This is a genomic window from endosymbiont of unidentified scaly snail isolate Monju, assembly GCF_000801295.1.
GTDB lineage: Bacteria > Pseudomonadota > Gammaproteobacteria > Chromatiales > Chromatiaceae > MONJU.
The window spans coordinates 660,557-680,278 of record NZ_AP012978.1 but is presented as its reverse complement, the minus strand read 5'-3'; the positions used below and the strand labels follow the sequence as shown (position 1 = coordinate 680,278).

The window sequence follows — 19,722 nt, the reverse complement described above, 5'->3', positions numbered from 1 at the left end:
GAAGGAGACCGAACACATGTTGAACTGGGACGACCCGCTGGCACCGATCCAGCCGAGCACCGAAACGCAACAGCCGGCCGCCGAGCGTGAACTGCCGCCGCAGGCCAACCCGCTGGAGGCACAGTCCGCCGCCGAACCCACGCCTGCCGCACCGGCGAGCACCGCCCTGTCCGGCATCGAGGCCGAGGTCCACGGTCAGCCGCTGCACGCGCCGGCCCCTGCCGACCTCAAGCCGGTCAACCCGGACGACAAGCGGGTGGTCAACGGCCTGACCGACATCAACCAGCTGGCACCCTTCAAGTATCCCTGGGCCTGGGAATACTTCCTCAACGCCAACCGCAACCACTGGACGCCGCTGGACATCAACATGAACCAGGACGTGCACGACTATCACCACAAGCTGACGCTCGAGGAGCGTCACGTGTACGAGAACGTGCTCGCCTACCTGACCACCTCCGACATCCTTGCCATGCGCAACATCGGCCTGGCGGTGATGGAGAAGATGTCCGCTCCCGAGCTGCAGATCTACCAGGCCCGCCAGGTGTACGAGGAATCCCTGCACACCTGGACCTACCAGCACTGCATCGAGTCCATTGGTCTGGACCAGAGCGAGATCTACAACCGCTACCGCGTGGTGCCCGAGATCAACGGCAAGATCCAGCTCGCCAACCGGCGCCTGAACTCCATCCTGCGTCCGGACATCGATCTCAACGACCGGGACGAGCTGCACAACTTCCTGATGGCCTATATCTTCTTCGCCGGCGTCTTCGAGGGCTGCTGGTTCTACAACGGCTTCTCGCCCATCTTTGCCCTGCAACGCCGCGGCCTGATGAAGGGCACCGCCGAGCAGTTGCAATACATCATGCGCGACGAGGTGCTGCATGCCTCCTTCGGCATCCGCGTGGCCAAGCAGATCATGCTCGAGGAAGACATCCAGCCCGACCCGAAGGCGCTGAAGGAGATGTGGGAAGAGTGCGAGGCGGCCGAGGCCACCTATGCCGGCTACATCCTGCGTGACCCCATCCTGGGCTACAGCAAGGAAGACCACATCAGCCAGTACCGCTTTATCGCCAACCGGCGCGCGCGCAACCTCGGCCTGGAGGAGCCCTACCCCGGCGCCGACCCCACGCTCGCCTGGCTGGACGAGCAGGCCAACCTGCGCAAGGAGAAGAACTTCTTCGAAACCCGCGTCACCGAGTACCAGACCGGCGGCGCACTGAAGTGGGATTGAGCTCGCAGTCACGTCGGCCGACGGAGACAAGCACTCCATGACGATCCATACCGGAGGGGCCCCGGGAACTCCCGCGCGACAGGCTTCCGCCGTCCTCGACCACCACCCAGGGGGATCGGGGTCACTCTGGCACCAGACCCACCCGAGCAAGCAGCATCCGCCCGCAAGCCACGGGGAGCACCGCCCATGCTGAACAGGGACACACTGACCGCCATCCGGCACCTGTCCTCCCGGCTGTCGGCACCTGGAGGAGAACGGGCAGCCTGCACGCTCTATCCCCTTCCCCCTTCTCGTCACGGCGAGGGTATCGCCGATCCGGGGGCGCAGGACGAGACGATCTGGCTGCGCGGCAAGCAGCCCTGGATACAGCCACACCTCGAGCAGGCCCGCCAGCAGACCTGGCACCCTGCCGCGGTGCCTCTCAACGAGGACGCCCGACACTGGCGCGCCGCGAACCCGCCGGGTGAAGACGAGCACGCCCTGCTCGGGCACGCCCTGGCCACACTGTTGTACCTCGACGAGACCACTCCCGCGCCGCCCCGGCTCCAGAATGCGGACTACGCGCGCTACCGGCAGTTGCAGACCATCGCCGAGACCCGCCGCACCCTGGCCTGCCGGCGCCTGGTCTGGGCATTGAACCTTCCCCTGAGCGCGCTCGAGCCCTTGCCGGTGATACACCGCATGGACGACTGGCAGAACCGGCGCCACCTGGACGATCGCCCTCTCACCCGCCTGGTGAAACGCGTGGCCTTCGGCGGTGTACTGCTGACCCCGGCCCTGCTGCAGGGACTGGCCCTGGCCCGGCAGGCCGGCTTGTCGGGCATCACCACCCTCTTTGGCAACGCGTACCGCGACGCCAGCGCACACCTCGCGTTCGAACTCGCCCTGTACGAGCAGTTGCGCGACAAGGCCCGGCCCTATCAGGAACAGCCCCTGCCGGAGACCTTGCTTGCCTGCATCCGGGAGGCCCTGGAGCTCGCCACCGAGTACGCCTACGACAGCCAGCCGCGCGGCCTGCTCGGCCTGAACGCGCCAATGCTTGAAGAGCACCTGCGCTTTACCGCCAACGCCTGCTGCCGTGCACTGCGCCTGCCCGAGCCCTGCCCGGATGCCCGAGACCCCCTGGGCTGGCTGACCAGGCCAGCAGGGGAGATCGACCCGACCTGAACCTGCATGCCACACCTGATGCGGAGACGACCATGCACTGCCCACACTGTCAGCAGCCCACGAACCAGACCGACGAGATCATCGAACTGCACACCCGCCAGACCTGGTACGAGTGCCCTGCCTGCGGCACCCGGCACACGGTGAGCCGACGCAACGAAGCCGTCTCCGAGTCGCCCCGACGCATCGGGGAACGCTACCGCTTCAGCGCCGGCTCCACACACCTGACCGAGCAAGCATAGGCCCAAGACACAACCATAAAGCCGTACCTCTTGCCGCGCCTGGCGCGGCTTTTTCTTGTCTTCTACAAGGCATCGAAGACCCGGACTCAAGTCGCCATGCCAGCGGCCGACACAGACGGCATGTACCCGTACAAACACCCTTTCCGCGTGAAACCGTTTTCCACCCTTGCCCTGCTGTTCCTGCTCGCCGGCATCGGTCTGCTGGCCGAACCGGCCCTGGCCAACAAGTTCGAGACCATCAGCGGCGGCATCACCGGCTCCTTCCGGCTCAAGCGCGCCTTCGTGCAACAGGCCCTGCTGGTGGGGGGCGGTGGCTGCCTGATCGGCGCGGTGCTCGCGGTGGTGGTGCCACACACCAACCCGGCCTTTCTCAACTATGTAAACTGGCGCAACTCGGCCATCGTGCTGGGCGTCCTGGGCGCGCTGCTGCTGGTATCCTATTTCCTCGTGTGAAGCACCAGCCCACGAGACGAGGATGACCCTGCTGTATTCGATCATCGAATCCCCCGCCCATCCGGACCTGTCCGATCTCTACCGTAGGCTGGGACTGCGCGAGCTGAAGTTCACCAGCCAACGCAAGGCCATCGCCCACCTCAAGAAAGAGGCGCCCGACTGGGTAGTGGCGGAATTCTTCTACGGCTACGGCAACAACTATGCCGGCATCAATGTCAGCAACCTGGACGTGTTCCTGCACAGCCAGCGCAAGTACGCCCCCGATGCCCGGGTGATCGTGCTCGCCGGCCCCCAGGACCGGCCGCACGTGGACAAGCTGACTGCCCTGTTCGACATCCACGCGGTGCTGCCCCTGCCGCTGGACACCGGGGAGATGCGCCGGGCGCTCACCACCTGACCCCGCTCAAGTCCTCTGGTCGGCGGCCGATAAACCGGGCAGCCAACCATTGACGGAGACATCGGCCATGACCACTGAAACCAGCCGCATGCTGCTCGCCTTCGAGCAACAGATGCGGGTCATCAACCGGGACACGCTCAACCCGATGATCCCTTCGTTGAGCATCAGTGATCTCGAGCCCATGCAGCGCATGGTGGCCGAGGCGCGCGGCCAGTACCTCAAGGCCCTTCTGGACATCGCCAACCAGGCCGGCGGCAAGCTGCCGGACGACCAGCAGATCAAGTCACTGCACCAGCGGCGGCTGCGCTATGATGAACTGGTCGCCGCCGCCAAGGCCCTGGAGGCCGCCATCCAGCGCGGCTATCTGGACGTGAACGAGAACCCATGAGCCCCGGCCCCCTGTGGCACCTGTACCTGATCCGCTGTGCCGACGGCAGCCTCTACACCGGCATCACCACCGACGTGCAGCGCCGCCTGGACGAACACCGCCATAACCGAGGAGCCCGCCGCCTGCGCGGTCGCGGCCCGCTTGAGCTGGTCTACAGCCGTCCCGTGGGCGACCGCTCGCGCGCCCTGCGCATCGAACACCGGGTGAAACGCCTGAAACGCGCCGCCAAGGAGGCGCTGGTCGCCGGCGACCTGCCCTTGCCGGAGTAATCGACGCGCCTTCGCGCAACCGCGCAACCACTATCCGCCCAGTCCCCGGCGTCCACCGAACAGGCCGCCGAACAACCCCTTGCCGTGTTTCTTCTCCCAGGCCCGGCGCTCCTTGATGACCTGGCGGGCAAGCATGAGGATGACGCGCACCGAGCGCGCATGATGGATGTCCTGGCGCATCTCTTCCTGGGCCTGCGGCGTAGCCCAGGGGCCGCCCTTGAGGCGTCGGATGATGCCCTTGACCTGGTCCTGGAGGATCTGGCGCAACACCTCGACCACGTCCTGCTCGGCCACCTCGGGCTGCTTGCCGAGCATGCCGCGGATCAGGCGCTCGACCTGCTTGCGGTCGATCAGGCCCAGCTGCACGCAATCGTTGCGCAGCAGCTCCTGCACCGGCTGCCGGCCTTCGCGCAACTTCTCTTCCATGCTCTTGGCGACCACGGTGTGCCCCTTGCCCTTGAGGGTACGGCGACGCAAACCTCGCGGGGGCTCTTCGGCCGTCTCGGAGGCCTCGTCCTCGGGTCCGGCCGTCTGTGCCGCGACTGGCGCCGCGACGGCCAACGCCGGGGCTTCCTGCGCCCGTGCATTCACCAGCGCCGCCTCGAGCAGGGCGAGCTGTTCGGTGAGCAGGGGCTCGAGCTGGCGCAAGGAGGGACGCTCCTCGGGGTGGCAATGCTCCACCACCGCAACGATGGCGCGCGCCAGCACGGCCACCCGCCGCGGATCGCGCACGCCGTGACGCGCGGCACCGAGCAGGATCCGCCCGCGCAGGTTGACCTCCAGGGTGTCGCTTTTCGGTGTTTCCATGCCCGGTGTTTTCGGCAGCACCCCACCCATTCTTTAAAGGGAATTCCAAGCAAGTCCTCCCCCGCCGGCAGCACAGCCGTCCGGGGAAGATCGACCCGAGGGGTTCTGGTGAGGTTTGACGCGCCGGAAATCACCAACATCACCCTGCGCCAGCATGCCGGTCCCGGTCGAGAAGCGCCGGGAAGGGCAAGCCTCCGCCGAGCCGGTCGCCGATCCCGTGAGCCACAGGGCCGCCCGGCTATTCGAGAGCGCGCTGCGTCAGGCCGCCGACGACTGGTCCGCCCGCTGATCGTCGCCTTCCGGGTCGTCCTTCTCCAGTGACTTGCCCTGCAACAGGCGCTGGTAAAGGGTATCGGCCTCCTCGTAGAGGGCACGCACGAACTCGGTATCGGGCCCCCGCCGTTGCAGCTCGCCCAGCAGGTGCTGCAAGTACGCGATGGCGTCCTGCCGCCGCCCTTCCTTCTGCTGGCGATGTGCCTGGACGATGTGATGACGCGTCAGCACCTCGGCACGTCGCTCCAGCAGCTCCACGCGCCACTGCTGGCGCTGTTGCGGGGTCGCCGGCACGCCGCGCAGCTCGCCGATCAGGCGATCGATGGCGGACAGCAGCTTTCGGAAGTGCGCCTCGCCTTCGATCGTCGGTACCCGCCCCTCGGCCACCCCGCCGTCGGCCTGTATTTTCGCCGCCGCGACTTCCAGCAGGTGGTCGATCTCGGGATAGTCCCGATGGATGGCACGGATGTGCTGGTAGAGCCCGTGAATCCGGGCACGCAGGGCACTGCGCAACGCGCGCCCGATGGGCACCTGCGCCAGGACATCCAGGGCCTGCTCCAGCCCCTGCACCTGCTGCACCAGGGCGCGCAACAGGGCGCGCTGGGCCGCCCGGTACTGGTGGTATCGGTTGACCAGCCCTGCACTCAACAGCAAGGCCAGCAACAGGCCCAGCACCGCCATCGGCATCTGCCAATCGCTCAGATCCACACCATCGCTCCTGTCATCGTCTCCCTTTCCTATCGACGGCAGGGCGACGAACTTGAAGCCGGATACGGCCATCATGACGAAAGCCAGGGAAAACCACGCTGGCATTCCGCGCGGGCTTGACCTGTAATTGACCATGCATGCCGCGAAGACGGCAGATCCACCACAGGAGTAGAAGGAGTATGGACTTGACGAGATCTACATCGTGGGCGGGGTGGTGCTCGCCTGGGGGGCCTACATGGCCTATATGTGGCTTTCCACCCAATCGATGCGCGGTCGCCAGGTGGATGGCCTGTCCGGGCGCATCCCCGAACTGACGCAACTACCCCGAGCGTGTCCTGATCTACTGTTACACGGGCGCCTGCCCGCCCTGCCGCAGCATGACGCCCATCATCGACCAGCTGCGCGAGGAGGGCTATCCCATCATCAAGATCGATCTCGGCGAGGACCGGGAACTGGCCAGAGAACTGGGCGTGCGTGCCACTCCCAGCCTGCTGCTGATCGAGCATGGCCGGATCCAGCGCGCCGGGCTGGGTGCCAGGTCGCGGCGCCAGATCCTGCACCTGTTGCAGGCCTGAGATGTTCCGCTCGCTGGCACGCGCCCTGGGCATGGCCGCCGGCTGGGCCGAACTCGTGCCCCTGACCCTGCTGCTCTGGCTGCTGTCGTTCACCCCCTTTCCGCGACCGGCCTACCGCTCGCTGTTCCGCTACTGGAGTCGGGTCTGGGTGGCGGCACTGGGGGTGCGGCTGCGGCTGCACCAGCACAACCTGCATCCGTTGCCGCCGGTATTCCTGCTGATCGCCAACCATCCTTCCGCCTTCGAGGATGTCGGCATCCCGGCCCTGTTCGACGTGGACAGCCTGGCCAAGCACGAGGTGCGTCACTGGTTCCTGGTCGGTCGCATCAGCGCCGCAGCCGGCACCCTCTATGTCGAACGCGACTCGCAGGAGTCACGCCGGCACGCTGCCAAGGCCATCGCCCGTCACCTGCGCGGCGGGCGCAGCATGGCGCTCTATCCCGAGGGCGGGGTGAAGGGCATGCGCGTACACGAATTCCGCTATGGCGCCTTTGCCGTCTCGCTGGAGACCGGCATCCCCATCGTGCCGGTTTTCATCCACTACGAGGCGCAGCGGGATTTCTTCTGGGACCGCGAGTCCCTGCCGCTCAAGCTCTGGCAGATCATGCGCGCCACCAACCCGGTGGCCAACTACCACCTGTTCGATGCGATCGACCCGCGTGACTTCACCGACAAGGCGGACTACTGCCAGGCCGTGCAGCAACGCTATCTGGACTGGCAGGCCCGCTACCTGGAATGAATGCTCAGGGGAAGGCCGGTATGTGCACATCCTGGCCGCCTGCCAGGGCCTCGGGATGCCGCGACAGGATCAGCTTGCGGATCTCGCGCACCCGCCTCGGCGGCACGTCCACCATCAGCAGGATGCGCCCCTGTTCCAATGCGTTCTGGAAACGCCGCAACCGGGTATTGGGGATGCCCACAGCGATCATGCCCGAGGCCCAGGTACCCACCAGCGCTCCCAGGGTAGCCAGGATCAGCACGCTGCCCAGCCCCAGAGCCGCACCGGTCTCGGTGGCCGAGACCAGGAAGCCCACCACCGCTCCGGTCACGCCGCCGGCGACCATGCCGATGCCCATGCCGTGCAACAGATCGGAACGCTGCAACAGGTTGGCCACGTGCAGGGTGCCCAGTTGGATGCCCTCGCGGGCAAGGAAGTGCAAGTGCTGGTCCTCCACCTTGGCAAGCAGCAGTTCACGCTCGATGGTCCTCGCCGATTCGATGTCCGGCAGCAGAAAATACAATCGCCGTCTCATGGTTTGCCCTCCTCTCGGGGTCCGCTGGAAAAGCGACAGAGACCCTGCCGTCCAGCGCGTAACGTCACTACCAAGAATAGAGGGGTGGGCGCACGTTCCCAATAGATTGTTCTGACACCTGACGACTTGTCGCCCGTGCATCAGAATATTCTATGAAACGACTTGAAAATCCGCCGTGGAACCGGCAGTTACAAGGCAACCGCCCCTGGCGCACAAAGTGGTGAATCGCCCCATGAAAAAAGCGGTTTGGCTCCTGTTCCTGGGTTTACTGGCCAACTTGCCGGTGCGCGCAGACGTCACCGTGCTGGTGCACGGCTATCTCGGCAGCGACCGCTCCTGGGTCGACAGCGGGGTGATCGCGGCCCTGCAAGACCACGGCCACGTGTTGCGCGGCACCTGGCATCCCTCGCCACAAGGTCCTGTCTACTTTCCGCTCGACAAGGGACCCGGCCGGCCGCTGTACACGGTGCTGCTGCCGTCTCTCGCGCCCATCGTGGTGCAGGCCGACTGGCTGGCGGCCTACCTGCAGGAGATCCACCACCGCCATCCCCGCGACGCGATCACCCTGGTCGGGCATTCCGCCGGTGGAGTGGTCGCACGCATGACCCTGGTCCGCCACCGGCCGGCAGGCGTGCAGCGCCTGATCACCATCGCCGCCCCGCACCTCGGCACCTGGCGTGCCCTGCAGGCACTCGATGCCGTGGACGACGACTGGCCGCCGCCCCTGCAGCAGATCCGCCGCTGGGAAGTACGACGCCGCCTGGGAGACCCCCTCTACCACACCCTGCGCGCCAGCCGGGGAGTGCTTCAGGACCTGGTCCCGGCGCGCCCCGGCACCCTGCTGTACTGGCTCAACCAGCAACCACACCCCGACATCGAGTACATCGCGCTGATCCGCGGCCGCACCCTGCGCCTGCCCGGTGACCGCCTGGTGCCACCTTTCAGCCAGGACATGCGCCAGGTGCCGGCGATCGGCACCCGCGCCCGTGCCTACACCACGCCTCCCGGTCACCGGTTGGGGCCGCACGACGGCCGGGTGCTGGCCGCCCTGCTCGCCTCCCCGGCTGTCCGTCGTCCCGTTACGCCCATCACGTCCCGAACGCGATAGCCGGGCTAGAATCAATCACCATCGAGGCTGAAGCACCCGCCGGCATGGACAGGTTCGACATCTATTTTCGCGGGGAACTGCTCCCCGACACCTCGCCGCAGGCCGCCCGCCTCATGCTGGGTCGGCTGTTCGCCATGGACGAGGCCACTCTCGACCGCCTGTTCAGCGGCAAGCCGATGCGCGTGAAGGCCGGGGTGGATGCGGACAGGGCCGGGCGCTATCGCGCCGCCTTCCGCCAGGCCGGGGCCCTGGTGGACATCGTGCCGCATGGCTCGCTACCGCCGCAGCCGCGGACGGTCGCCGTGCCGGCAGCGGCATCACCGGAGCCGTCGGCAAGCCAGGCCCCCGATTTCGAGCTGCTGCCGCCGCGCACCGGCTCGCTTGCCGATTGCGCCCCGTCGGTGGAGCCTGCCCCCATCGGCGACATCAGCTGGATGCGCCTGGACGCCCCCGGCGTGACCCTCGACGAACGCCCGGAGGCCCCCGAACCGGCATTCGACCTGTCCGGCCTGTCGATGTCGGAACCCGGCAGCTTCAGCCTGGAAGATTGCGCCGCCCCGCCGCCACCGGCGGACCTGCCGGACATCTCGCACCTGCGCCTGGCCGAAGAGGCCGGGGAGACAGACAAGGGCGACTGAATCAACCGGAACGCAGCGCCAGCTCCGATCGCGGGGATGACGGCTGCAGCTCCACGCGGAACCTGCCGACCGCGGCACGCGCCTCTGCCAGCAGGGGGATATGGCGAGCGTCGGTGCTCACCCAGATGTAGACGGGACGATGCGTCGCCTTTGCCCTGCCGCGCCGGTCGTACTCGATGCCATCGAAACGCAGTTTGAGGGCCTCCCGCTCGCTGCCAGCGACGTGCACGCGCGTGACCTTTTCCACCTTAACCCGGTAATTCAGCATGCGGCTGCCATTGGAGACCCGGGCCTCGAACACCTCGCCCGGCCGCAGGGCACGGCTTCTGACCGCCTGCAGCAGGCCCAGCCGGTCGAAGGCATGACGCTCGCCGACGGCCACCCGCGCAGCATAGGCACCGGTGCGCAACCGGGGCAGGTCCAGCTCTCCCTCGTGCAGCAGGTTGCGCGCGATGAAGGGTTTCTCGGGATCGTCGAGATAGATCAGCTTGTGCTCCAGATCGTCGGGCCGCCCGAATTCGTGATACTCGGCGGCAAGCACACCGGAGCGGTCACGCCAGTACCAGGAACGGAAACGGTAACGAATGGCGTAGAAGGCCTCGACCGCGCCATAAGGCGCCGAGGAAGCGAACAGTTCGCTCTCCAGGTAGGGGGCGTCGGGAGACGGCAGCCTCGGTGATCCGGCACAGGCCCTGGCCGCGATCGAGCAGCTGCGTCGGCAGGCCAGCGCAGACCCGGCCGGCCTGCTCGCCACGGACGCACCGTGGACGCCCTGCTGAGAGGCCCCGGAGCGTCCGCAAGCTGAATCGTTTGCCTCCTCAGCCAGACGAGCCCCCCTCGTCATTATTCTGGCGCCACCTGGCGCCAGTTTTTTTATCAGAACCGCGTCACCAGGTACAATCCACCCCACCAGTGCGTGCGATCGGCAGCCCCCGTATCCAGCTCGGAGGTCTTCAGATTGGCCGAGACGGTCAGCTGCCAGCCACCCCAGCTCCCGGTCACGCCGCTCCCCGCATCCAGCACCAGGCGCCGAATCCGGCTGGCATCGTAGGTCAACACACTGTCGCCAAACTGCCCCTGCAACAGGGCGTCGTAGCCCACCACCCGGCCGCGTACCGCCACCCAGAAATAGGCTTCGTCGCCCCCGAAGGCCGGCACGAAGTGGCCGCGATTGATGGGATCGTAAGGCAGGCTCCAGAAAGGGCTGGCGATCACCCCGCCCCGGGCAGCCAGGCCCAGGCTGGCGTTGGTCTGGTAGCCCAGGCTGATGTCCGCACTGCTCGCCAGGTCCCAGTGCCCGGGGTTTTCCGCCAGCAGGTCGGAGCGCGCCAGGCGCAGGCGCAGGGTGGGCTCGCCGCCGGCACTGACCTGATTGCTCCAGCCACGTGGCGTCACCGGCTGGTCGCTGCCGGTGGCCCCGCGCCAGGCCCGATGCAGCTTGCGCTGGATCTCGCGCGCCAGATAGGTACCGAGCAGACCGACCTGCACCTCCACGCCGACGGCCTTTTGGCGATCGGCCAGTACCCGCTTGTTGGCCAGATAGAGTACCGAGGCGTAGGGCCGCTCGCCGACCAGTGGCGCGCTGGCCGACAGGTCGTCCGGCGTGTAGTTGACCGACCCGAGCAGGTAACTGCGGCGCACCCGGCGCTCGGCCTCGTGGATGCCGAGAAAGCGCGCCACCAGCTTGAGGGGGTATTCGAAGGGATAGAAGCCCTCGTCCTCCTGGAAGAACTCGATGCCCACACCCATGGTGTAGTCGCGATCCTCGTTGACCAGGGGCAGCAGCAGATCCTGGTCGAAATAGACACCAATCCCCTGACGCACGGCAGCGGCCGGCAGTGTATCGAATCCGGTGCGGCAAGGGCCTCGCGACTTCAGAGGTTCCTCAGCGCAGGTAGTCGAACAGGCTGAGCCCCTGGATCTTGAGAAAGCTCTGCTGCGAGGCCTGCAGGGCGGCGAGCTGCTGGTTGAAGCGGCTGATCGCCTCGGCATAGTCCAGGTCTTCCAGCGTGGAGCGCACCTGCTCGACCGCAACGCTGAACGAGGCATTGGCGGTCTTCTGTTCCTCGATGGCGTTCATGCGCGCCCCCACCGAGGCGCGGGTCTCGAGGATGCGCCCCATGGCATTGTCCAGGTCGGTCAGACCGTTGGCATCGCGGTTGCCCGCGGCGAAGTTGTCGGCAATACGCCAGAGCACGGCACCGATGTCGGTGGTACCGCCACCGGCCGCCGGCAGGTCCATGAACAGGGTGCCCGGGTCGTTCATGGCGATCTCGCGGGTATCGCCCACCTTGACCCGGCGTTGCCCGGCATCGCCGTTGTAAGTGAAGTTGCCGGCGCCGTCGTGGCTCAGTGGCGGCGTATCGGTACGATAACCGGCAAACAGGTATTCGCCGTTGGCGTCGCGGCTGTTGGCCAGTTGCAGAAAGCCCTCGGCATGCTGACGGATCTCCAGCGCGATGGCCTTGCGGTCCTGCGCGCTCAGGGCGTCGTTGTTGCCCTGCACGGTCAGTTCGCGCACCCGTTGCAGCAGGTTGCCGATGCCCTCGAGGGCGACCTCCTCGGCGGACAGGCGGGCGTTCGCTGCATCGGCATTGCGCTGAAACTGGTCCAGCCGGGCCTTGGTCTCCTTCAGGTCGAGCAGTTGCACCGAACCGGCCGGGTCGTCGGAAGGATGGAGGATGCGCCGGCCGTTGGCCAGTTGCAGCTCGGTCTGGCTGATCTCGACCTGCTTGCGCAACATCACATCCACGCCGCGGGAGAACAGGTAGGGGGTGGCGACCACCTGTGCGGCGGCCGCGTAGGCCTGCTGGAAACGCACCAGCTCGGCGGCCTCCTCGTCGAGATTCACACCCGAGGTAGCGGAGCGCGCGGACTCCGCCTGACCCAGCAGTTGTGCCTGGACGTCGGCGTTGTCGGCAGCCTGGCGGGTGCGGGTACCCACGTCGGCCATCAGGTAGCCGTAGGCATCACCGAGGGTGGCGCTGTTGCCGAACAGCAGGGAAGTCTTCTGCAGGTCCGACAGGCGCATCGCGTTACGGTTGTCGCCCACCCCGCCGGTGTTGTCGGCAAGCACGAACTGGTCGCCATTGGCCGGGTTGCCGGTCATGCGGAAACTGAAATCGCCCAGGCCGGCCAGCGTCACCGTCAGGGTGTTTCCGCTGTCGGTCGCCGGGTCGTAGGGGATGCTGCCGCCGCTGGACAGGTTGAACTGCTTGAGCGCGCTGTCATAGCTGAGGGTGACCGGCGCGGCCAGCGGGGTGTTGCCGGTTCGCGTGACCAGGGCGCCGGCACCGATCTGTCCAGTACCGGTGTTGCTCCCCACCGGGGCGGTACGCACCGGGTCGGCGGCAGCAATGTCGCGGGTGTTCTTCACCAGGGTGTCGATGGCCGATGCGCCGTCACGCGTCGGCCGCAGCCGGTAGCGATCACCGGCCGCCGGCGGCGTCCCCACCACGATCGCCATGCCGTCGGCCACCAGGGGGCTGGCCGCGGTGCCGGCGCCACTCAGGGCCACGTTGCCGCCGGTGGTCAGGTCGGTCAGATTCCAGTTCGCGCCGTCGTAGACGAGCTGGTACTCGTGCGGTTGCAGGCCGGCCACGCTGTCGATACCGACACTGATGCTGCCGACGTTACCCGGATTGGCCAGCACCTCGGGCGCGGCCAGGGCAAAGTAGTCCCCACCCAGGTCACCGTCCAGGTCCATGCCGGTACGGTGCAGGGCATTGAAGCGTTCGGCCAAGCCGATGGCCACCAGGCCCAGGGTGTTCTGTGCGGGATCGAGCACCTCGTCGCGGAAGCGCAACAGGCCGCCCAGCTTGCCGCCGCTGATCTGCCCGGTGACCACCGTACTGCCCGCACCGAGGATGTCGATCGCCAGCTCCTTGCGGTCGGCCGCCTCGGCATTGTTGATCACCGACATGCGATTGGCGTTCTCGCCGATCACCAGCGCCTGGCCGTTGCCGATGAAGACGTTCATGGCGCCATTGTCCTGCGCCACGGTGTCGACCTTGACGTATTGCGACAACTTGTCGATCAGCCGGTCGCGCTCGTCCAGCAGATCGTTGGGCGGGTTCTTGATGCCGGCACTGAGTGCCTGGATGCGCTGGTTCACCGACGCGATGGCAGAACCCAGACCGTTGATCTCGCTGGCGAAGTTCTCCAGGTCACGATCGACCTGGGTCCGCAGGTCGTTCATCCAGCCGTCGAGCGAATGGAAACGGTCGACCAGCACCTCGGACCGGTTGAGCATGACGTTGCGCGCGGGGATGGAGGTCGGGTCGGCGGACAGGTCTTCGATGCTGGCGAAGAAGTCCTGCATCATCGAATCCAGCCCCGAGGCGGCATCCGCGATGACGTTGTCCACCTGCCCTGCACGCTCCTGGTAGATGGCGTACTCCTGTTGCGAGGCGTTGTAGGCGCGCACCCTGCCGGCCAGATAGTCGTCGTAGCTGCGGCGGATGGCGGTGACATTGACGCCGGAACCGGTGAAGCCGTCGCTGCCCGCCTGCGGCGCCAGGGTGGCCAGTTCCACTCGCTGGCGGCTGTAGCCCTCGGTGTTGACGTTGGCAATATTGTGCCCGGTGGTCGCCAGCTGGCGCTTGAAGGCGTTGAGGGCACTGACACCGGTGTTGAGGATGTTTGCCATGCTTCATGCGCGGCCGGTCACCCGGCCCTTGCGCCCTCCTTGTCCATGGCGGCGGTATGCAAGGTGCCGCGTTCGAGGATGCGCTGGATCTTCTCGGCATAGGCCGGATCGGTGGCATAGCCTGCCTTCTGCAGCGCCTCGAAATAACGTTGCGGGTCATCGGCCACTTCCAGCGCCTGCCGGTAACGGGGGTTGTCGCGGACGAAGCGCACATAGTCCGTGAAACTCTCCTCCCAGTCCGTATAGGCGCGGAAATCGGCGCGGGTCCGCACTGCCACGCCATCGCGATATTCCAGGGTCGTCACCGTCACCCGTTCCCCCGACCAGCGTTCGTCGGCCTTGATACCGAACAGGTTGTGACTGGAACTGCCGTCGGCGCGCGTCATCACGTGTGCGTCCCAGCCGGTCTCCAGTGCGGCCTGGGCCAGCAGGGCCTCGGGCGGCAGGCCCAGTTCCCGGGCGGCCTTCTCTGCCGCCGGCCACAATGTGTGCACGAAGCCCTCCGGTGTGCCATCAAGCACCGGTGGCGCCTCGGCGGGTGTTGCGGGATCGACTGGCGCTGGGGCAATGGTCTGTGCGCGATAGTCGGTCGGCGTCCGTCCCGCGCCACTGGCCGGCTGCATGCCCTGGAGCTGCCGCTTGATCACCTCGGCCAGCCCCAGGCCACGCTGGCTGCTCAGCTCGATGGCGAGCTGCTGGTCGTACATGTCGCGGTAGAAGCGGCTCTGCTGGCTGTCGAGCAGACCGCCGCCGAAGCTGGCGTCGCGCATGCTGCGCAACATCATCTACGTGAACAGCGATTCGAACTGGCTCGCCACCTCGTCCACCGCCCCCTCGCGGTCGGCACGCGCACGGGCACGCAGGCTGCCCAGCGCGGAGAAATCGGTATAGACCTGGGCCAGTTCGATACTCATCAGATGATCACCAGGTCCGCCTTCAGCGCACCGGCCTGCTTGAGCGCCTCGAGAATGGCCACCAGGTCACTGGGACCGGCCCCCACCTCGTTGACCGCGCGCACTACCTCGTCGAGGGTCACCCCGGGCGCGAACTTGAACATGTGCCGCCCGTTCTCGGTGACATCCACCTGGCTGTTGGGCACCACCACGGTCTGTCCACCGCTCAGGGGATTGGGCTGCGAGGCCTGTGGCGCCTCGCTGATCGTGACCGTCATGCTGCCGTGCGACACCGCGGCCGGTGCCACTCGCACTGCCTGGTTGATGACCACCGTGCCGGTACGCGAATTGACGATCACCCGCGCCACGGCCTGCGCGGGCTCGACCTCGATGTTCTCGATCATGGACATGAAGGTCACACGCTGGCCGATGTCCGCCGGCGCATTGACCTGCACCGAGGCCATGTCGAGGGCACGCGCGGTGCCGGGGCCGATGGTGTCGTTGATCGCCTTGACTACGCGCGAGACGGTAGTGAAGTCACCCTCCTTGAGGGTCAGGGTCAGGGTCGGGTTGCTGGCAAAACCGGTTGCTACCGTGCGTTCCACGGTAGCCCCATCCGGAATCCGGCCCGAGCTGGGAATGTTGATGGTCACCCGCGAACCATCCGCGCCCTCGGCGGACAGGCCGCCGACCACCAGGTTGCCCTGGGCGATGGCGTACACCTTGCCGTCGATACCCTTCAGCGGGGTCATCAGCAGGCTGCCGCCACGCAGGCTCTTGGCGTCGCCGATCGACGAGACGGTAACGTCGATGCGCTGCCCCGGCTTGACGAAGGGTGGCAGCTCGGCATGTACCGTCACCGCCGCCACGTTCTTGGGATTGATCTTGGTGCCGGGCGGCACCACGATGCCGAGCTGGGTGAGCATGCTGCGCAGGCTCTGCACATTGGCCAGGTCCTTGATGCGCTCGGCCCGAACCGCACTGCTCAGCAGGCCGAGTGACAGGAAGAAGATCAGCACCTTGCGCATCGTCATGTCCCCTCTAGAAAGGCATCACCGCCGAGATGAAGAACTTCGCCAGCCAGCCCATGGTCGAGGCCATGCCGGTCTGGCCGTCGCCCACGTAGGTGAGGGTGGCATCGGCGATCTTGGTCGAGGCGATGCTGTTGTCCACGTCGATGTCCTCGGGCCGCACGATGCCGGAGACGCGGATGTACTCGTTACCACCGGTCATGGCGATGCGCTTCTCGCCGCGCACCCGCAGGTAGCCGTTGGGCAACACCTCGGTGACCATCACCGAGATGGAGCCATTGAACTGGTTGTTCTGGGTGTTCTCGCCGCTACCCGAGAAATCACTGCTCGATGACAGACTGGCGCCCAGGTCCGCGTCCTTGCCGCCGGTCACGCCTGGCAGCACGAAGCTGAAGGGCTTGCCCAGCAGGGTGGGATTGGTGATCGAGCTGGTATTGGACTTCTTCACCTTGCCGGCATTGGTATGCTTGGCCTCGGTGTTCTCCACCAGGGTCACCAGCAGGATGTCACCCACTCGCCGCGCGCGCACATTCTCGAACCAGCGATGCTCGAAGCCGGCCTGGTAGATGGCGCCATTGGCCTGCGCCGCCGGCTTCGGTACCTCGGGCGGCACCGGTGCGAAGGCCGGGTCGCGCTTTGGCTGCGACTGGCAGCCAGCCAGCGCGAACACGGCCAGCACCAGCAGGCCGGCCAGGCGTCGCATGGTATGCATCGGCATCATCCCGCGTACCTCAGGCTCAGAGCTGCTGGCTCACGTAGACCAGCATGTCGTCGGTGGTGGAGATGGCCTTGGAGTTCATCTCGTAGGCACGCTGGGTCTCGATCATGTTCACCAGCTCCTCGACCACGTTGACGTTGGAATTCTCCAACGCGCCCTGGATCAGGGTGCCCGCCCCGTTCTGCCCGGGGGTATCGACCTGCGCCGCACCGCTGGCGGCAGTCTCGCGATAGAGGTTGTCACCGATGGCCTCCAGCCCGGTCGGGTTGACGAACTGCGCCAGGGTGATAGTGCCAATGGTGGTCGGCGTGGTGTTGCCCGCCACCAGCGCGGAGACCGTGCCGTCCGAGCCGATGGTCACCTTGATGGTGTTGGCCGGCACCGTGATCGCCGGCTCCAGCGGGAAGCCGTTCTGGGTCACCAGCTGCCCGTTGGCATCCAGGCCGAAGGCGCCGTCGCGCGTGTAGACGATGCTGCCGTCGGGATGGCTGATCTGGAAGAAGCCGTTGCCTTGCACCGCCACGTCGAAACTGTTGTTGGTCTGCACGATGTTGCCCTGGGTGTGCAGCTTCTGGGTGGACACGGTGCGCACGCCAGTGCCCAGATAGAGACCCGAGGGCAGATTGGTGTCCTGGGTACTGCTGGCACCGGATTGGCGAATGTTCTGGTACATCAGGTCCTCGAACACCGCGCGATCACGCTTGAAGCCGGTGGTATTGACGTTGGCCAGGTTGTTGGAGATCACCGACATGCGGGTCTGCTCGGCGTCGAGTCCGGTCTTGGCGATCCAGAGTGCGGGGTACATGGGCATTCTCTCCTTTCGTGCCGGTGCGTCATCGCCCCGGCGGGTTGGCTCTTCACCCGAGAAGCAAGCAAGAGGCTTGCCATGTCGCACAAGCCCCGCCAGAACGGCCCCTGGCCGACCGGGGACCGCGCCATGGCCTGATCGAGCGGCAAGACCTTGCCGCCCGAGTGGCACGGCGGCCATTTGCAGGCACGAGGCGTCGAGGGTATAAGTTCGCCGGAGCCAAGGGAGCCTCCGGTCGGTTCCCTCCGCCACTTGCGGGGAAGGTCGGGAGGGGGATAACACCCGAGCCTCCCGGCTCGTCAGGGAACGACCTGACCGGAGATCCCCAAGGCGCAGGAAATGCCGACGACCGCACCTTCAGAAACGACAGGCCCGCCGAACCCATGAAGCAGAACACCCTTGCCGCCTGGCTGCTGATCCTTTCCCTGGCCCCCCTGCCCCTCCAGGCGGAACAGGCCGCAGACGCGAAAACCTCATCCCTTTCGCTGGTGCTGAAGGAGACACTGCGACTGGCCCACGAGGGTGATCCACAAGCCCAGTACGTGCTCGGGCTTTTCTACGAAGCGGGACAGGAAAGGACCCGCGATATCGAGAAGGCCATTGCCTGGTACGAAAAGGCTGCGGCACAAGGGTATGGCAAGGCCATGGTCAACCTCGGCGCCATCTACCACAAGGGCAAGGGGGTCGAGCGCGATCCCGAAAAGGCCCGCTACTGGTACGAGAAGGCCGCCGCCAAGGGGATAGCCAAGGCGCAATACAACCTGGCCCTGCTGTATGCCAGCCGTCCACCGGAAGAGCGGGATCTGCAGCAATCGTTCCGCTGGTTCACCCTGGCCGCGCGCCAGGGCCATGCCTGGGCACAGATGAACCTGGGCATCATGTATGCCGAGGGCTACGGTACGGAGCGCGACGACGGCCTGGCCGTGTTCTGGGAAGCGCTGGCGGCACAGCAGGGAGTGGAACCGGCCCGCAAGCGGGTCGAGGAATACGTACAGCGCCTGCCGCGCCTGCGCATCCATCGTACCCGAGTCAACATCCGCATCCAGCCCGATCTGCAAGCCGAAATCATCGATCGGCGCAACGCCGGCGATATCGTCTATCGGCTCGGGGAGTCCCGGGACGGGCAGTGGTATGAGATCTACCTGCCCGAGGGCCATCTCATCGGCTATGTCGCCGCCTTCCTGGCCGAGGAGGCCGACTAACCCGGATGCTGCACCCGTCGAACGGCGCCGGACACAAACCGCAACCGGCGCCTGCTCCGCGTTCCTGAACGATGCTCTGCGCAGAAGAACGAGTTCGACAAGTTCAGTTGAGCGCTGTCCACGGATTTGCCGCCAGACAGCGTCACGTCCGACAGGCTGCGAGGTTCAGACCGGGCGCACGACCGAAGCGCTGGCCGAGGCGGTCTCCTCGGCGGTCTTCATCAGCTTGATCTGCATCTCGAAGCGGCGCTGCAACTCGATCATCTCCACCATCTCGTTGACGATGTTGACGTTGCTCGCCTCCAGCGCGCCCGAGACCAGGCGCTGCTCGGCCGCCGCCTCGGCCTCGCCACCATCCTTCAGGCGCATCAGACCATCCTCACCCTTGACCATGCGATCGAACTGCGGTGCCACCAGCTTGATGCGATCGATTACCGCCAGCTCGCTGGCCGCCGCACCCTGCGGGCGAATCGAGATGGTGCCATCGCTGCCGATCTGGATGGCATCGTAGGGCGGCAACGCGATAGGACCCCCATCGCCCAGTACCGGCAAGCCGTTGCCGGTGACCAGCAGGCCCGAGGCATCGACCTTCAGGTCACCACGCCGGGTATAGGCCTCGGAACCGTCGCGCGCCTGCACCGCGATCCAGCCACCGTCCTTGACCGCCACGTCCAGGGCCCGCCCGGTCTGGGTGATGACGCCGTGCGTGAAATCGGTCTGCGGCCGCTCGTCCAGGGCGTATACGCGAGTAGGATGCCCGGGCCCATAGACCGGCATGCTGCGAAACTGGTTGAGGTCCGCCAGAAAGCCGGTGGTATTGGCGTTCGCCAGGTTGTTGCTCGCATTGCCCTGGGCGATCAAGGTCTCGCGCGCGCCGCTCATGGCGATATACAGCATACGGTCCATGGCTCAGCCT

Annotated in this window: 24 protein-coding genes; 12 read left to right on the top strand and 12 right to left on the bottom strand. The window is 66.4% G+C overall.

Going from position 1 to position 19,722, the window contains the following annotated elements; all coding sequences use genetic code 11:
• Nucleotides 1-16: 16 nt before the first annotated feature.
• The 7 genes from EBS_RS03240 (at nucleotide 17) to EBS_RS03210 (ending at nucleotide 4,144) form a co-directional block, all read left to right on the top strand.
• Nucleotides 17-1,231 carry a ribonucleotide-diphosphate reductase subunit beta gene (locus EBS_RS03240; RefSeq protein WP_043107295.1) on the top strand — a complete coding sequence of 405 codons (1,215 nt, stop codon included), beginning with the start codon at nucleotides 17-19 and terminating at the stop codon, nucleotides 1,229-1,231.
• Between the two features lie 186 nt (nucleotides 1,232-1,417).
• Nucleotides 1,418-2,398, top strand: a complete 981-nt coding sequence (locus tag EBS_RS03235; RefSeq protein ID WP_043107293.1) for a ribonucleotide-diphosphate reductase subunit beta — start codon at nucleotides 1,418-1,420, stop codon at nucleotides 2,396-2,398.
• 32 nt (nucleotides 2,399-2,430) lie between these two features.
• Complete coding sequence (locus EBS_RS03230) at nucleotides 2,431-2,637, top strand: hypothetical protein (protein ID WP_043107292.1); 207 nt, start codon at nucleotides 2,431-2,433, stop codon at nucleotides 2,635-2,637.
• A gap of 120 nt (nucleotides 2,638-2,757) precedes the next feature.
• Entirely contained in the window at nucleotides 2,758-3,090 is a 333-nt protein-coding gene (locus tag EBS_RS03225; protein WP_148307627.1) for a hypothetical protein, read from the top strand.
• Nucleotides 3,091-3,112: 22 nt separating this feature from the next.
• Nucleotides 3,113-3,487, top strand: coding sequence for a hypothetical protein (locus EBS_RS03220; RefSeq protein WP_043107290.1), 375 nt, complete (start codon nucleotides 3,113-3,115; stop codon nucleotides 3,485-3,487).
• Nucleotides 3,488-3,554: 67 nt separating this feature from the next.
• Nucleotides 3,555-3,875, top strand: a complete 321-nt coding sequence (locus tag EBS_RS03215) for a hypothetical protein (protein WP_043107287.1) — start codon at nucleotides 3,555-3,557, stop codon at nucleotides 3,873-3,875.
• On the top strand, nucleotides 3,872-4,144 hold the full coding sequence (locus EBS_RS03210) for a GIY-YIG nuclease family protein (protein ID WP_043107285.1): 273 nt from the start codon (nucleotides 3,872-3,874) through the stop codon (nucleotides 4,142-4,144). Before EBS_RS03215 ends, EBS_RS03210 begins: the two co-directional genes overlap by 4 nt.
• 30 nt (nucleotides 4,145-4,174) lie before the next feature.
• Here EBS_RS03210 and EBS_RS14190 read toward each other — a convergent pair whose 3' ends face one another.
• Both EBS_RS14190 and EBS_RS03200 read right to left on the bottom strand, forming a co-directional pair.
• Nucleotides 4,175-4,951 (bottom strand): hypothetical protein, encoded by a 777-nt coding sequence (locus tag EBS_RS14190; RefSeq protein WP_043107283.1) that lies wholly within the window; start codon nucleotides 4,949-4,951, stop codon nucleotides 4,175-4,177.
• Nucleotides 4,952-5,209: 258 nt separating this feature from the next.
• On the bottom strand, nucleotides 5,210-6,037 hold the full coding sequence (locus EBS_RS03200) for a hypothetical protein (protein WP_148307626.1): 828 nt from the start codon (nucleotides 6,035-6,037) through the stop codon (nucleotides 5,210-5,212).
• Between the two features lie 230 nt (nucleotides 6,038-6,267).
• Here EBS_RS03200 and EBS_RS03195 point away from each other — a divergent pair, with 230 nt between their 5' ends.
• Together EBS_RS03195 and EBS_RS03190 are read left to right on the top strand one after the other, a co-directional pair.
• Nucleotides 6,268-6,507, top strand: coding sequence for a thioredoxin family protein (locus tag EBS_RS03195; RefSeq protein ID WP_081999794.1), 240 nt, complete (start codon nucleotides 6,268-6,270; stop codon nucleotides 6,505-6,507).
• 1 nt (nucleotide 6,508) lies between these two features.
• Nucleotides 6,509-7,246: a lysophospholipid acyltransferase family protein gene (locus EBS_RS03190; RefSeq protein WP_043107278.1), complete on the top strand. Its 738-nt coding sequence runs from the start codon at nucleotides 6,509-6,511 to the stop codon at nucleotides 7,244-7,246.
• Between the two features lie 4 nt (nucleotides 7,247-7,250).
• Here the strand turns inward: EBS_RS03190 and EBS_RS03185 are convergent, their stop codons facing one another.
• Entirely contained in the window at nucleotides 7,251-7,760 is a 510-nt protein-coding gene (locus EBS_RS03185) for a hypothetical protein (RefSeq protein WP_043107277.1), read from the bottom strand.
• 232 nt (nucleotides 7,761-7,992) lie between these two features.
• On the opposite strand from EBS_RS03185, the gene EBS_RS03180 reads away from it, so the two are divergent.
• Nucleotides 7,993-8,868 carry an esterase/lipase family protein gene (locus tag EBS_RS03180; protein WP_052199250.1) on the top strand — a complete coding sequence of 292 codons (876 nt, stop codon included), beginning with the start codon at nucleotides 7,993-7,995 and terminating at the stop codon, nucleotides 8,866-8,868.
• A 44-nt stretch (nucleotides 8,869-8,912) separates the two neighbouring features.
• Entirely contained in the window at nucleotides 8,913-9,506 is a 594-nt protein-coding gene (locus tag EBS_RS03175) for a hypothetical protein (protein WP_052199249.1), read from the top strand.
• A gap of 1 nt (nucleotide 9,507) precedes the next feature.
• Here EBS_RS03175 and EBS_RS13430 read toward each other — a convergent pair whose 3' ends face one another.
• From EBS_RS13430 to flgG, 8 genes are all read right to left on the bottom strand, one after another.
• Nucleotides 9,508-10,260, bottom strand: a complete 753-nt coding sequence (locus EBS_RS13430; RefSeq protein ID WP_171816169.1) for a DUF3108 domain-containing protein — start codon at nucleotides 10,258-10,260, stop codon at nucleotides 9,508-9,510.
• Nucleotides 10,261-10,382: 122 nt separating this feature from the next.
• Complete coding sequence (locus EBS_RS03165; RefSeq protein WP_043107275.1) at nucleotides 10,383-11,330, bottom strand: lipid A deacylase LpxR family protein; 948 nt, start codon at nucleotides 11,328-11,330, stop codon at nucleotides 10,383-10,385.
• Nucleotides 11,331-11,391: 61 nt separating this feature from the next.
• Complete coding sequence (gene flgK / locus EBS_RS03160; RefSeq protein ID WP_052199248.1) at nucleotides 11,392-14,154, bottom strand: flagellar hook-associated protein FlgK; 2,763 nt, start codon at nucleotides 14,152-14,154, stop codon at nucleotides 11,392-11,394.
• Between the two features lie 17 nt (nucleotides 14,155-14,171).
• Nucleotides 14,172-14,939, bottom strand: a complete 768-nt coding sequence (flgJ, locus tag EBS_RS03155) for a flagellar assembly peptidoglycan hydrolase FlgJ (RefSeq protein WP_052199247.1) — start codon at nucleotides 14,937-14,939, stop codon at nucleotides 14,172-14,174.
• Nucleotides 14,940-15,068: a hypothetical protein gene (locus tag EBS_RS14745; protein ID WP_269446337.1), complete on the bottom strand. Its 129-nt coding sequence runs from the start codon at nucleotides 15,066-15,068 to the stop codon at nucleotides 14,940-14,942.
• On the bottom strand, nucleotides 15,068-16,075 hold the full coding sequence (locus tag EBS_RS03150; protein WP_043109144.1) for a flagellar basal body P-ring protein FlgI: 1,008 nt from the start codon (nucleotides 16,073-16,075) through the stop codon (nucleotides 15,068-15,070). The genes EBS_RS14745 and EBS_RS03150 overlap by 1 nt, the downstream gene beginning before the upstream one ends.
• 13 nt (nucleotides 16,076-16,088) lie before the next feature.
• On the bottom strand, nucleotides 16,089-16,790 hold the full coding sequence (locus EBS_RS03145; RefSeq protein WP_081999790.1) for a flagellar basal body L-ring protein FlgH: 702 nt from the start codon (nucleotides 16,788-16,790) through the stop codon (nucleotides 16,089-16,091).
• A 25-nt stretch (nucleotides 16,791-16,815) separates the two neighbouring features.
• Entirely contained in the window at nucleotides 16,816-17,601 is a 786-nt protein-coding gene (gene flgG / locus EBS_RS03140) for a flagellar basal-body rod protein FlgG (protein ID WP_043107272.1), read from the bottom strand.
• Between the two features lie 386 nt (nucleotides 17,602-17,987).
• Between flgG and EBS_RS03135 the strand changes: the two genes are divergently transcribed.
• Nucleotides 17,988-18,806, top strand: coding sequence for an SH3 domain-containing protein (locus tag EBS_RS03135; protein WP_052199246.1), 819 nt, complete (start codon nucleotides 17,988-17,990; stop codon nucleotides 18,804-18,806).
• 165 nt (nucleotides 18,807-18,971) lie between these two features.
• On the opposite strand, the gene flgF is transcribed toward EBS_RS03135, so the two are convergent.
• Nucleotides 18,972-19,712, bottom strand: coding sequence for a flagellar basal-body rod protein FlgF (flgF, locus tag EBS_RS03130; protein ID WP_043107270.1), 741 nt, complete (start codon nucleotides 19,710-19,712; stop codon nucleotides 18,972-18,974).
• Nucleotides 19,713-19,722: the final 10 nt, after the last annotated feature.

Coding starts and splice junctions, on each gene's coding strand:
- EBS_RS03185 (WP_043107277.1), bottom strand. CDS start 7,760: ATGAGACGGCGATTGTATTTTCTGCTGCCGGACATCGAATCGGCGAGG.
- flgK (WP_052199248.1), bottom strand. CDS start 14,154: ATGGCAAACATCCTCAACACCGGTGTCAGTGCCCTCAACGCCTTCAAG.
- EBS_RS14190 (WP_043107283.1), bottom strand. CDS start 4,951: ATGGAAACACCGAAAAGCGACACCCTGGAGGTCAACCTGCGCGGGCGG.
- EBS_RS03235 (WP_043107293.1), top strand. CDS start 1,418: ATGCTGAACAGGGACACACTGACCGCCATCCGGCACCTGTCCTCCCGG.
- flgF (WP_043107270.1), bottom strand. CDS start 19,712: ATGGACCGTATGCTGTATATCGCCATGAGCGGCGCGCGCGAGACCTTG.
- EBS_RS03200 (WP_148307626.1), bottom strand. CDS start 6,037: ATGCCAGCGTGGTTTTCCCTGGCTTTCGTCATGATGGCCGTATCCGGC.
- EBS_RS03135 (WP_052199246.1), top strand. CDS start 17,988: ATGAAGCAGAACACCCTTGCCGCCTGGCTGCTGATCCTTTCCCTGGCC.
- EBS_RS03150 (WP_043109144.1), bottom strand. CDS start 16,075: ATGCGCAAGGTGCTGATCTTCTTCCTGTCACTCGGCCTGCTGAGCAGT.
- EBS_RS03145 (WP_081999790.1), bottom strand. CDS start 16,790: ATGCATACCATGCGACGCCTGGCCGGCCTGCTGGTGCTGGCCGTGTTC.
- EBS_RS03225 (WP_148307627.1), top strand. CDS start 2,758: ATGTACCCGTACAAACACCCTTTCCGCGTGAAACCGTTTTCCACCCTT.
- EBS_RS03180 (WP_052199250.1), top strand. CDS start 7,993: ATGAAAAAAGCGGTTTGGCTCCTGTTCCTGGGTTTACTGGCCAACTTG.
- EBS_RS03240 (WP_043107295.1), top strand. CDS start 17: ATGTTGAACTGGGACGACCCGCTGGCACCGATCCAGCCGAGCACCGAA.
- EBS_RS03210 (WP_043107285.1), top strand. CDS start 3,872: ATGAGCCCCGGCCCCCTGTGGCACCTGTACCTGATCCGCTGTGCCGAC.
- EBS_RS03215 (WP_043107287.1), top strand. CDS start 3,555: ATGACCACTGAAACCAGCCGCATGCTGCTCGCCTTCGAGCAACAGATG.
- EBS_RS03230 (WP_043107292.1), top strand. CDS start 2,431: ATGCACTGCCCACACTGTCAGCAGCCCACGAACCAGACCGACGAGATC.
- flgG (WP_043107272.1), bottom strand. CDS start 17,601: ATGTACCCCGCACTCTGGATCGCCAAGACCGGACTCGACGCCGAGCAG.
- EBS_RS14745 (WP_269446337.1), bottom strand. CDS start 15,068: ATGAGTATCGAACTGGCCCAGGTCTATACCGATTTCTCCGCGCTGGGC.
- EBS_RS03175 (WP_052199249.1), top strand. CDS start 8,913: ATGGACAGGTTCGACATCTATTTTCGCGGGGAACTGCTCCCCGACACC.
- EBS_RS03190 (WP_043107278.1), top strand. CDS start 6,509: ATGTTCCGCTCGCTGGCACGCGCCCTGGGCATGGCCGCCGGCTGGGCC.
- flgJ (WP_052199247.1), bottom strand. CDS start 14,939: ATGATGTTGCGCAGCATGCGCGACGCCAGCTTCGGCGGCGGTCTGCTC.
- EBS_RS03220 (WP_043107290.1), top strand. CDS start 3,113: ATGACCCTGCTGTATTCGATCATCGAATCCCCCGCCCATCCGGACCTG.